Genomic DNA, 11443 nt, shown 5'->3' on the forward strand with positions numbered 1-11443 from the left:
TCGGCGCGCTGAGTGCCGGCCGATGCCGCCATGTCCCGCTTCGATGCCCCGACCGCCGCTGCAGGCGTGCTTTCGTCAGACCAGGCCGACCGTCGTGCCCGCGCGGCCGCGCTGGCCTGCATGGTCGGCCTCGCCGTCGTTCTCGGCGTCGGCCGCTTCGCGTTCACGCCGTTGTTGCCGCTGATGCTCGCCGACGGCTCGATCGGCCTGAAGGCCGGCGGCTGGCTCGCGTCGGCAAACTACGCGGGGTACTTCGCCGGCGCAGTCAGTTGCGCGGCGCTGCGTGTCGCGCCCGCGCGGATGGTGCGCTTCGGGCTCGCGGCCACCGTGCTGCTGACGGCCGCGATGGGCGTCGGGCACCTGTTGCCCGTGTGGCTCGCGGTGCGCTTCGTCGCGGGTGTCGTCAGTGCCTGGACGTTCGTGTTCGTGTCGCAGTGGGGATTGCGGCGCCTGGCCGAGCTGCACGCGCCGGAATGGAGCGGGGTGATCTACGCGGGGCCCGGCGTCGGCATCGTGCTGACGGGGCTGATCGGCAGCGCGCTGGCCGGTCAGCGCGCGGCGTCAGGATGGCTGGGCTTCGCGGCGCTATCGGCCGTATTGTCGGTGGCGATCTGGCGCACGTTCGGCACCGTGCCGGCACCGGCGCACGCGGCACCGCCGGCCGTTGCCGCACCGCATGCGGCCGCTGCAGCGGCGGCCGCTTCGACGGCGCCTGCCGCCGGCCTGCGAAGCCGCCGCCTGGATGCCGCGTGGCTCGTCGTGCTGTACGGGGCGCCAGGCTTCGGCTACATCATCACCGCGACGTTCCTGCCGGTGATCGCGCGCGCCGCGCTGCCGGCCGGGTCGCCGTGGCCCGACTTGTTCTGGCCGATGTTCGGCGCGGCGCTGATCGTCGGCGCGATCTCCGCCGCGCGGCTGCCCGCGCACTGGGACAACCGGCTGCTGCTCGCGGCCGGCTGCGCGACGCAGGCGCTCGGCATCGTGGCCGGAATCGTGTGGCCGAACGCGGCCGGTTTCTCGGTCGGCAGCGCGCTGCTCGGCCTGCCGTTCACCGCGATCACGCTGTTCGCGATGCGCGAGGCGCGGCGCCTGCACGGCGAGCGCGCAGCCGGGCTGATGGGCTATGCGACTGCGTCATACGGCATCGGGCAGATCCTCGGGCCGCTCGTCGCGGCGCCGCTGGCCGCGCGTTTCGGGTCGTTCACGCCGGCGTTGTGGGTCGCGGTGGCCGCGCTGCTCGCCGGTGCGGCCGGTTTCGCGGCGACTGCCGTGGGCGGGCGCCGGCAACCCTGACGGCGGCGGGGACGGATCGTCTGCGGCGCGGGCAAACTCGCTAGAATGAAGCCTTTCCCGCGCCGAGCGGGTGCGCGGGCAGCCGGGAGGCGGCCGTCCGGCGCTCGCCAGATCCTCACCGATGACCACCGCCGACTACCGCTTTTGCCCGCGCTGCGCGAGCCCGCTGACCGAGCGCGCCGATCCCGAACATGAAGGCGGCCGCGTGCGCCAGGCTTGCCCCGACGATACCTGCGGCTATGTGCACTGGAACAACCCGCTGCCCGTCGTCGCCGCGATCGTCGAGCTCGACGGCAAGATTCTGCTCGCGCGCAACGCGGCCTGGCCCGAAGGGATGTTCGCGCTGATCACCGGCTTCCTCGAAAACGGTGAGACGCCGGAGGACGGCATCGCGCGCGAGGTGTTCGAGGAAACCGCGCTGAAGGCCGAGCACGTGTCGCTCGTCGGCGTGTACGAATTCATTCGCAAGAACGAGTTGATCATCGCGTACCACGTGCGTGCGTCGGGCACGGTCGCACTGTCGCCGGAGCTGCTCGAATACAAGCTCGTCGATCCGCCGCTGCTGCGCCCGTGGCGTGCCGGCACGGGCATCGCGCTCGCCGACTGGATGCGCGCGCGCGGCCTCGATTTCGAGTTCGTCGACCGGCCGGGGCAGTGACGGGCCGGCCTGTCCGCAGGGTGTCTGCCGCCGCGCCGCGAGCGATCGCGACGCGGCGTTCCGCTTCTCGCCGGCGTGCCGTGCCGCATGGCCGTCGCGCGTCGTCCTCGCCGTTCCCATCGTCCTGACCGCCATCGCCATGTCCGACAAGCCGCAGCCGCGTCCGCGCGACGCCTATCGCCACTTCCTGCCGATCACGACCCGCTGGATGGACAACGACGTCTACGGGCACGTGAACAACGTCGTCTACTACAGCTACTTCGACACCGTCGTGAACGAGTACCTGATCCGCGCCGGCGTGCTCGACGTCGAGCACGGGCAGACGATCGGGCTGGTCGTCGAGACGCAGTGCAACTACTTCGCGCCGCTCGTGTTCCCGCAGTCGGTCGACGCGGGGCTGCGGGTCGTGAAGCTCGGCACGTCGAGCGTGCGCTACGAGGTCGGCCTGTTCGCGCAAGGCGACGCGGCGCCGGCCGCGCAGGGGCATTTCGTGCACGTGTACGTCGATCGCGAGACACGCCGCCCCGTGCCGCTGCCCGATGCGTTGCGCGCCGCGCTCGAGCCGCTCACGGCCTGACGGCACGCGGTGCACGCGTTCGCGCTCCAGGCCTTCAACGGCCTCAGCTACGGCTTGCTGCTGTTCATGCTGTCGGCCGGCCTCACGCTGATCTTCAGCGTGCAGGGCGTGCTGAACTTCGCGCATGCGAGCTTCTACATGCTCGGCGCGTATGTCGGCTACAGCATCGCGGCGTACGCGGGCTTCTGGCCCGCGCTGGTGCTCGCGCCGCTCGCGGTCGGGCTGCTCGGCGCCGGCTGCGAACGCGCGCTGCTGCGCCGCGTGCAGGCGCGCGGCCATACGAGCGAACTGCTGCTGACCTTTGGCCTCGCGTACCTGATCGGCGAGGGCGCGAAACTCTTCTGGGGCCTCGCGCCGCTGCCGGCGCCCGTGCCGCCGCTGTTCGACGGCGCGCCCGTGACCGTCTTAGGCCTCGCATTGCCGCGCTACCGGCTGTTCATGATGGCGATGTCCGCGACGATGCTGGTCGCGCTCGGCGCGCTGCTGCGCGTGTCGCGCATCGGGCTCGTCGTGCGCGCGGCGCTCACGCATCGCGCGGCCGTCGAGGCGCTCGGCTACGACGTGCCGCGCGTGATGACGGGCCTGTTCGGCGCCGGCACCGCGCTCGCGGCGCTGGCCGGCGTGATCGGCGCGCCGCTCGCGGTGATCGAACCCGCGCTGGCCGAGACCGTCGGGTCGGTCGTGTTCGCGGTCGTCGTGATCGGCGGGCTCGGCTCGCTCGGCGGCGCGTTCGTCGCGTCGCTCGCGGTCGGCTTCGCGCAGACCTTCGCGGCCGCGAGCGATACGTCGCTGCGCGACCTCGCGCAATGGGCCGGCGTCGCGCTGCCCGATCGCGTCGCCGCGGTGACGATCGCGCAACTCGCGCCGCTGGTGCCGTACCTGCTGCTCGTCGCCGTGCTGGTCGCGCGGCCGCGCGGGCTGTTCGGCGAGCGTGTCGATGCGTAGCCGCGTGCTCGCCGGCTGCGCGCGCTGGGCGCTGTTCGCCGCATGCTTCGCGCTGCCCGCGTGGCTGTGGCCGCATGGCGCGGTGCTCGGCTATCTCGCGCAGACGGCCGCGCTCGTCGTGCTCGCGCTGTCGTACAACCTGCAGCTCGGCACGACCGGGCTGCTGTCGTTCGGGCACGCGGCGTTCGCGGGCCTCGGCGCGTTCGCGGCCGCGCACTGGTTCAATCATGTCGGCGGCCCGCTGCCGCTGCTGCCGCTCGTCGGCGGCGCGGCCGGCGCGGGCTTCGGGTTCGTCGCCGGGCTGCTGGCGACGCGCCGCTCCGGCACCGCGTTCGCGATGATCACGCTCGGTCTCGGCGAATGCGTCGCGGCCGCCGCGTGGAGCGTGCCCGCGTGGTTCGGCGGCCTGGGCGGCGTGCCGATCGACCGCGCGAGCGGCGCGCCGTGGGGCAACTGGCATTTCGGCGCGCCGGCACATGCCTATGCGGTGATCGCCGCGTGGTGTGTCGTGTCGGCGTGGACCATGCATGCGCTGACGCGCACGCCGCTCGCGCGGCTCGCGAACGCGGTGCGCGACAACCCCGCGCGCGTCGCTGCGCTCGGCACCGATCCGCGCCGCGTGCGGCTCGCGATGGTCACTTGCGCGTCGTTCTTCGCGGGCGTTGCCGGCACGCTGACGCTGATCGACATCGAGATCGCGACGCCCGACAGCGTGTCGATGGCGCGCTCGGCAACCGTGCTGATCGCCGCGGTGATCGGCGGCACCGGCGCATTCTTCGGGCCGGCGGCCGGCGCTGCCGTGCTGACCGCGCTGAGCATTGGCGTCGCGGGCGTGTCGCGCGCATGGGCGCTGTATCTCGGCGTGCTGTTCGTCGCGATCGTCGTGGCCGCGCCGCGCGGGCTCGCGGGCATCGCACAGGCGCTCGCGCACGCGATGCGGCGCGATGCGCCGGCGGCCGAGCGGTGGCGGATGCTGTGTGCGCTCGGCGCGTGCGTGTTCTGGGGCGTCGCGATCGTCTGCGCGGCCGAGCTCGGCTACGCGTGGCGCTTCGCGCAGGACGACGGCACGGGCCTCGCGTTCGGCGCATGGGCGATCGATGCCGATACGCCGGCCGGCTGGGCCGTCGCAGGCTCGGCGGCCGGCATCGGCACGCTGCTGTGGGGCTGGCGCGCGCGGTTCGTGCAGGGCAGGCAGGCCGGCAAGCGGGAGGACGCACGATGAACGGCAATGCGATCGCGCTCCACGGCGTCGTGCAGCGCTTCGGCGCGCAGACGGTGCTCGACGGCGTCGAACTGAGCATCGCGGCCGGCGAGCGTCACGCGCTGATCGGGCCGAACGGCGCCGGCAAGTCGACGCTGTTCGGCGTGATTGCCGGTGCGACGCGGCCGACGCGCGGGCGCGTCGTGCTGCATGGCGTCGAGCTGCGCGGGCGCGGGCCGGTCGTCGCGAGCCGCCTCGGCATCGGCCGCAGTTTCCAGCAAACCAGTGCGTTCGCGCGGCTGACCGTGTTCGACAACCTGCGCTGCGCGGCGCTGCATGCGCCGGCCGAACGGCGGCGATGGTGGAACCGGCTGCGCGAATCGGCGTCGGTCGATCGCGCGGCCGCGCGCGTGCTGCACGACATCGGCCTCGATGCGCGGCGCGACACGCCGGCCGCTGAACTGAGCTATGCGGAGCAGCGCGCGCTCGACCTCGGGATCGCGCTCGCGAGCGGTGCGCGCACGCTGCTGCTCGACGAGCCGACGGCCGGCATGAGCCGCGCGCAGGCGGCACGGATGATCGCGCTGATCCGTGCGACGACGCAGGGTCGCACGGTGCTGATGATCGAGCACGACATGGACGCGGTGTTCGACTTCGCGGAACGTATCACGGTGCTCGTGCGCGGCACGGTGGTCGCGACCGGCGCGCCCGATGCCATCCGTGCCGATCCGCGCGTGCGTGCGGCGTACCTGGGCGAGGGTCGCGCATGAGCGCACTGCTCGACATTCGCGGCCTGCGCGCGTGGTACGGATTGCAACCCGTGCTCGACGGCGTCGATCTCGCGCTCGCGCCGGGCGAGACGCTCGCGCTGCTCGGCCGCAACGGCTCGGGGCGCTCGACGCTCGCGAAGGCCGTGATGGGGCTCGTACGCACGGCCGGCTCGGTGCGCATCGCCGGCGCCGAATGCGCGGGCGCACGCACGTTCGAGATCGCGCGGCGCGGCGTCGCTTACGTGGCCGAAAGCCGCGACGTGTTCCCGCTGCTGACCGTCCGCGACAACCTGCGGCTCGGCTTGCGCGGCGCACGCGGCCCGGCCGAACGCGCGGCGCTCGACCGCCTTTTCGACCGCTTTCCGCTGCTGGCCGCGCGCGCGGACGTGAAAGCCGGGCGCCTGTCGGGCGGCGAGCAGCAGGTGCTCGCGCTGGTGCGCGGGCTGGCCGGGAGCCCGCGCGTGCTGATCGTCGACGAGCCGGCCGAAGGGCTTGCGCCGCTCGCGGTCGACGAAGTCGGCGCCTGCCTCGCCGCGCTGCAGGCCGACGGCGTCGCGATCCTGCTGATCGAGCAGCGGCTGCAGTTCGCGCCGCGGCTCGCGCGGCGCGTCGCGGTGATGGGGCGCGGACGGATCGTCTACGACGGCGCGCTCGACGGACTGGGCGGCGAGGTCGCCAACGCGTGGCTGAGCGCCGGCTGACGGCGCGCGATCGATTGTTCGGCAAACTCCGCCAGTAAATTCGTCTCGAGCCGCTTTATCGCTGCGGTGCCGCAACGTAAATTTCCAGTCAGGCCGATTGCCGCGGCCACGCATCGACGCGGCAACCGGCGCCAACCATCGAAGGTCTTCTGACTGAGGAATGAAATCATGAGCAAGCTGACAGGCAAGGTAGCGATCGTCACGGGCGGATCGAAGGGCATCGGCGCGGCAATCGCGAAGGCACTGGCCGACGAAGGCGCGGCGGTCGTCGTCAACTACGCGAGCAGCAAGGCGGGCGCGGACGCGGTCGTGAGCGCGATCACCGAAGCGGGCGGCCGCGCAGTGGCGGTCGGCGGCGACGTGTCGAAGGCGGCCGACGCGCAGCGCATCGTCGATACCGCAATCGAAACGTATGGCCGACTCGACGTGCTCGTCAACAATTCGGGCGTGTACGAATTCGCGCCGATCGAAGCGATCACCGAAGAACACTATCGCCGCCAGTTCGACACGAACGTGTTCGGCGTACTGCTGACCACGCAGGCGGCCGTCAAGCATCTCGGCGAAGGTGCGAGCATCATCAACATCAGCTCGGTCGTGACCAGCATCACGCCGCCGGCCAGCGCCGTGTACAGCGGCACGAAGGGCGCGGTCGACGCGATCACCGGCGTGCTCGCGCTCGAACTCGCCCCGCGCAAGATCCGCGTGAACGCGATCAACCCCGGCATGGTCGTGACCGAAGGCACGCACAGCGCGGGCATCATCGGTTCCGATCTCGAAGCGCAGGTGCTCGGCCAGACGCCGCTCGGCCGCCTCGGCGAGCCGAACGACATCGCGTCGGTGGCCGTGTTCCTCGCGTCGGACGATGCGCGCTGGATGACCGGCGAGCACCTCGTCGTGAGCGGCGGGTTGAACTGACCCATCCTGCGTGACTGCGCGATCGGCGCGCGTGCGCCGATCGCGTCGTTACGCCAGCATTGCCAGCGCGTTCGCGCCGACGTGCCACTGCAGGCACTCGACGACGAGCGCGTGATTGTCTGCGGAGTCGAGCCCCGCGATCGTCATCGCGCCGACGATACCGGCCCCGGCGAGCCGCAGCGGCACACCGCCGCCGTCGAGCGCATAGTCGTCGTCGGACAGTCCCTGCGACTGCAGCGACCAGCCGGCACGCCGAAAGCACGCGCCGACCGCGAGCGAACTCTGGCCGAAACGCAGCACCGTGTTCTGTCGGCGGCGGATCGCGTCGCTGTCGTGCGCGCCGCTGCCGTCGAGCGCGCAGTAGAACAGCGGCGCCTGTCCGCCGACGATGCTCACCGCGATCGGCAGCCCGCGCCGCGATGCGAGATTGACCGCGATTTCCCCCATCTGCCGTGCGGCGGCCGCGTTGAAGCGCGGCAGCGCCGGATTCGATGCGTCGTCGTCGAAGGCGTGGGGTTCGAGGCGAAAATGGGTCGTCACCATGGCGGCTCCGTGGCGTCGCCGGCTCAGTGTGCGCGTGCCGGGCGTCGCATCGTCACGGGCCGCGCGGGCCCGTCTTCCGTTCAATGCGTCAGCATTCCTCAGCGTTTCGGCGCCGCATCGATCATCCACTCGTGCGCGGGATCGTTCTTGAATGCCCACGCGCGGCTCGGTCCGGCCATCACGTTCAGGTAGTACAGGTTGTAGCCGTGAGGAGCTACGACCGGGTGGTAGCCGCGCGGCACCATCACGACGTCGTGGTTCTCGACCGCGCACGCTTCGTCGAGGCTGCGGTCGTCCGTGTACACGCGCTGAAACGCGAAGCCCTGCGGCGGATCGATCCGGTGATAGTAGGTTTCCTCGAGCGACGTCTCGTCGGGCGCCGCGTCGCGATCGTGCTTGTGCGGCGGATAGCTGCTCGAATGGCTGGCCGGTGTGACGACTTCGACGACGAGCAGCCGGTCGGCCGCCGGGTTGTCGCCCATCAGGATGTCGCAGACGTAGCGCGTGTTGGTGCCTTGCCCGCGCACCGACCGGCGCATCCGTTCGCCGTCGAGGCGCCGCACGGGCTTGTCGCCGGTTGCGTACGGTGCGGTGCACAGCGCGATTTCCGCATCGCGCGTCGCAACCAGCGTGACGGTCTTGCCGCCCGGCACGTACAGCGCGTCCGGCGACACTTCCTCGAAGACGCTGTCGCGCTTGCCGAGCGCATCGTAGGTTTCGCCGTCGACTTCGGCACGCACGGTGCCCGTCAGTACGACGACGCACAGCTCGCGTGCGCCGGTGTCGAGCGTTTCGGTGTCACCGGCCTTCAGGCGCAGCGCCCGAAAGCCGACGTGCTTCCAGCCGGCCGATTCGGGCGTGACGTTGCAGATTTCGCGGTCGGCCGAGGCCTTGACCAGCAGGGGAGAAATCGTCATGGGGTGGGGCTCCGCAATAGAGTAGGGCTCACGCGTTCACGCGCTCATGCACTCAACCGGTCGACGATCGCGCGCAGCGACTCGTAGCCCTTTTTCGCATACGCATAGCTCGGCGCGACGGCCGGATCCTGCTCGGCCTCGACGACGAGCCAGCCTTCGTAGCCTGCGTCCTTCAGCGTGCGCAGCGTCGCGTCGTAATCGAGCGCGCCGTCGCCCGGCACCGTGAACGTGCCGTTGATCACGCCGTTCAGGAAGCTCCAGCCGCCGTTGCGCGCCTGCGTGACGACCTGCGGCCGCACGTCCTTGCAATGCACGTGTGCGACACGCGCCACGTGCTTCTTCAGCAGCGTGACGGGGTCGGCCGCGCCGCCGAAATAGGCATGGCCCGTGTCGAACAGCAGGAATACCTTCGCCGGGTCGGTCAGCGCCATCAGGCGGTCGACGTCGTCGGGCGACTCGACGTACGCGCCCATGTGGTGATGGTAGGCGAGCTTGATCCCGTACGTGTCGAGCAGGTGTGCGCCGAACGCGTCGAGGCGTGCCGCATAGCGCCGCCAGGCGTCGTCGTCGACGAAGCGCGGCCGTTTCGCGACCGGCGTGTCGATGCTGCCCTGGATCGTGCCCGCGCATTCGCCGTACACCACGACCTTCACGTCGTTGAACTGCAGCTTCGTCAGGTGCGCGCGGCAGCGCTCGATCTCCGCCGCGACCGCATCGGCGTCGCTCATGCCCGGCGTGACTTCCGCGAGGAAGCCCGAATACCAGCCCGACACGCATACGAGGCCGAACTCGGCGAGCTTCGCCTTCAGCTCGGGGCCCGTCTTCGGAAACTTGTTGCCGAGCTCGAAGCCCGCGTAGCCGATTTCGGCGCCTTCCTTCAGTGCCGTTTCGAGCGGCGTCTCGCCGCCGAGCGACGGCAGGTCGTCGTTCATCCACGACAGGGGATTGATGCCGATGCGGACGTTCCAGCTCATGAGGTGCTTCCTTGGTTCGGATGATGTGGGGTGCGGGGCGTGTTCGTGGCGCAGCGTGGGCGCTCAGCGCCGCTGCCGCGTTTTCGCGTCGAGATACGCGCGGTGTGCCGCTTCGACGTCGGTGCGTTCGGATACCTGCGGCACCGCGACCTCCCACCACGCGCCGCCGTCGTCGGTCGTGCGCCGGTGCGTGGTGTCGATCACGAGCACCTGGCTCTTCTTCGCCGCGCGGGCGCGTGTCATCTCGTGACGCAATTCGACGACGTCGCGCACGTGCACGGCTTCGGCGCCCATCGCCCGAGCATGCATCGCGAAATCGATCGTCGAGCGCTCGCCGCCTTCGGGCACGCAGTCGTCGAGCATGTTGTTGAAGCTCGCGCCGCCGCAATTCAGCTGCAGCCGCTCGATGCAGCCGTAGCCGCGGTTGTCGAGGATCACGACGATGATCTTGCGGCCGAGCATCACGGACGTCGCGAGTTCGGCGTTGAGCATCATGTACGAGCCGTCGCCGACGATCACGATCACTTCGCGTTCGGGCCGCGCGAGCTTCGCGCCGAGGCCGCCTGCCACTTCGTAGCCCATGCACGAGTACGCATAGTCCATGTGGTAATTGCCCGGCACGCCGCTGCGCCACAGCTTGTGCAGTTCGGCCGGCAGTGTGCCGGCCGCGCAGACGACGAGATCGTCGCGTGCGCTGTCGCGTCCGGCGTCGGCCGCGGAGTCGCGCACCGCGCCGATCACTTCCGCGTCGTACGGCAGCGTGTCTTTCGGAATCCGTGTGGTCAGCTCGGTCACGCGTGCGTTCCACGCGGCGGCCTGGTCGCGGTTCGCGGCTGTCCACGCGGGATCGGCGTGCCAGCCGGCCAGCGCGGCCGACAACTGGCCGAGGCCCGTGCGCGCATCGGCGATCAGTTGCCGGCCGCGTTTCTTGCCGGCATCGAGCGGCTGCACGTTCAGGCTCAGCAGCGTCGCGTTGCCGTAGAGCGCATGCGAGCCGGTCGTGAAATCCTGCAGCCGCGTGCCGACCGCGAACACCACGTCGGCCTGCGCGGCCGCGCGGTTCGCGGCGGGCGAGCCCGTCACGCCGATCGAGCCGAGGTTCAGCGGGTGATCCCACGCGAGGCTGCCCTTGCCGGCCTGCGATTCGGCGACGGGCACGCCGTGCGTGTCGGCGAACGCACGCAGCGCGTCCCACGCCTGGCTGTACAGCACGCCGCCGCCGGCGACGATCAGCGGCTTCTTCGCGGCCTTCAGCACGTCGAGCGCATCGGCGAGTTCGAGCGCGTCGGCCGGCGGCCGGCGCATCCGGATCACCGGCGGCGCGAAGAAATCCTCGGGCCAGTCGTATGCGAAGGTCTGCACGTCCTGCGGCAGCGCGAGACACACGGGGCCGCACTGCGCGGGATCGGTCATCACCTGGATCGCGCGCGGCAGCGCGACGAGCAGCTGCTCGGGCGACGTGATGCGGTCGAAGTAGCGCGTCACGGGCCGGAAGCAGTCGTTCGCGCTGACGTCGCCCTGTTCGAAATCTTCCACCTGCTGCAGCACGGGGTCGGGCAGTCGCGACACGAACACGTCGCCGGGCAGCAGCAACAGCGGCAGCCGGCCGACGTGCGCGAGCGCGGCCGACGTCAGCATGTTGGTCGCGCCGGGGCCGATGCTCGACGTCGCGGCCATCATCCGCTGGCGGAAGTTCGCTTTCGCGAACGCGACGGCCGCGTTGGCCATCCCTTGCTCGTTGTGCGCGCGGAAGGTCGGCAGCCGGTCTTTCTCGGCATGCAGCGCTTCGCCGAGCCCGGCCACGTTGCCGTGACCGAAGATCGCGAACACGCCGCCGCAGTACGGCAGGATTTCGGTGCGGCCGTCGGGCTGGACGACTTCGGCGCGCAGGGCGGCCAGGTAGCGCACGAGCGCCTGGCTGACGGTCAGTCTCACGGTGGTGGTCATCG

12 protein-coding genes are annotated in these 11443 nt (G+C 71.0%); 8 read left to right on the plus strand and 4 right to left on the minus strand.

Translation table 11 applies throughout. The features are described 5' to 3' along the window. Window positions 1-30: 30 nt before the first annotated feature. The 8 genes from AC5LXX_RS06995 to AC5LXX_RS07030 all read left to right on the plus strand — a co-directional run bounded on the left by AC5LXX_RS06995 (window position 31) and on the right by AC5LXX_RS07030 (window position 7060). Window positions 31-1293 carry a YbfB/YjiJ family MFS transporter gene (locus tag AC5LXX_RS06995; protein WP_493410935.1) on the plus strand — a complete coding sequence of 421 codons (1263 nt, stop codon included), beginning with the start codon at window positions 31-33 and terminating at the stop codon, window positions 1291-1293. 121 nt (window positions 1294-1414) lie between these two features. Then, window positions 1415-1951, plus strand: a complete 537-nt coding sequence (locus AC5LXX_RS07000) for an NUDIX domain-containing protein (RefSeq protein WP_493410936.1) — start codon at window positions 1415-1417, stop codon at window positions 1949-1951. Window positions 1952-2090: 139 nt separating this feature from the next. Continuing rightward, complete coding sequence (locus AC5LXX_RS07005) at window positions 2091-2528, plus strand: acyl-CoA thioesterase (protein WP_493410937.1); 438 nt, start codon at window positions 2091-2093, stop codon at window positions 2526-2528. Between the two features lie 9 nt (window positions 2529-2537). After that, window positions 2538-3473 carry a branched-chain amino acid ABC transporter permease gene (locus AC5LXX_RS07010; protein WP_493410938.1) on the plus strand — a complete coding sequence of 312 codons (936 nt, stop codon included), beginning with the start codon at window positions 2538-2540 and terminating at the stop codon, window positions 3471-3473. Next, the gene (locus tag AC5LXX_RS07015) at window positions 3466-4695 is read left to right on the plus strand and encodes a branched-chain amino acid ABC transporter permease (protein WP_493410939.1); all 1230 of its coding nucleotides are present in this window, start codon (window positions 3466-3468) and stop codon (window positions 4693-4695) included. Before AC5LXX_RS07010 ends, AC5LXX_RS07015 begins: the two co-directional genes overlap by 8 nt. Then, window positions 4692-5444: an ABC transporter ATP-binding protein gene (locus AC5LXX_RS07020; protein WP_493410940.1), complete on the plus strand. Its 753-nt coding sequence runs from the start codon at window positions 4692-4694 to the stop codon at window positions 5442-5444. Before AC5LXX_RS07015 ends, AC5LXX_RS07020 begins: the two co-directional genes overlap by 4 nt. Next, window positions 5441-6145: an ABC transporter ATP-binding protein gene (locus tag AC5LXX_RS07025; RefSeq protein ID WP_493410941.1), complete on the plus strand. Its 705-nt coding sequence runs from the start codon at window positions 5441-5443 to the stop codon at window positions 6143-6145. Before AC5LXX_RS07020 ends, AC5LXX_RS07025 begins: the two co-directional genes overlap by 4 nt. Before the next feature lie 168 nt (window positions 6146-6313). After that, complete coding sequence (locus AC5LXX_RS07030) at window positions 6314-7060, plus strand: SDR family NAD(P)-dependent oxidoreductase (protein ID WP_493410942.1); 747 nt, start codon at window positions 6314-6316, stop codon at window positions 7058-7060. Between the two features lie 48 nt (window positions 7061-7108). Here the strand turns inward: AC5LXX_RS07030 and AC5LXX_RS07035 are convergent, their stop codons facing one another. From AC5LXX_RS07035 to iolD, 4 genes are all read right to left on the minus strand, one after another. After that, window positions 7109-7603, minus strand: coding sequence for a heme-degrading domain-containing protein (locus AC5LXX_RS07035; protein ID WP_493410943.1), 495 nt, complete (start codon window positions 7601-7603; stop codon window positions 7109-7111). 98 nt (window positions 7604-7701) lie between these two features. Beyond that, on the minus strand, window positions 7702-8520 hold the full coding sequence (gene iolB / locus AC5LXX_RS07040) for a 5-deoxy-glucuronate isomerase (protein WP_493410944.1): 819 nt from the start codon (window positions 8518-8520) through the stop codon (window positions 7702-7704). Between the two features lie 44 nt (window positions 8521-8564). Further along, window positions 8565-9494, minus strand: coding sequence for a myo-inosose-2 dehydratase (iolE, locus tag AC5LXX_RS07045; RefSeq protein WP_493410945.1), 930 nt, complete (start codon window positions 9492-9494; stop codon window positions 8565-8567). 63 nt (window positions 9495-9557) lie between these two features. Then, a complete protein-coding gene (iolD, locus tag AC5LXX_RS07050) occupies window positions 9558-11441 on the minus strand; it encodes a 3D-(3,5/4)-trihydroxycyclohexane-1,2-dione acylhydrolase (decyclizing) (protein ID WP_493410946.1) in 1884 nt (627 codons plus the stop codon). Window positions 11442-11443: the final 2 nt, after the last annotated feature.

It is taken from the genome of Burkholderia torrens (assembly GCF_984668525.1).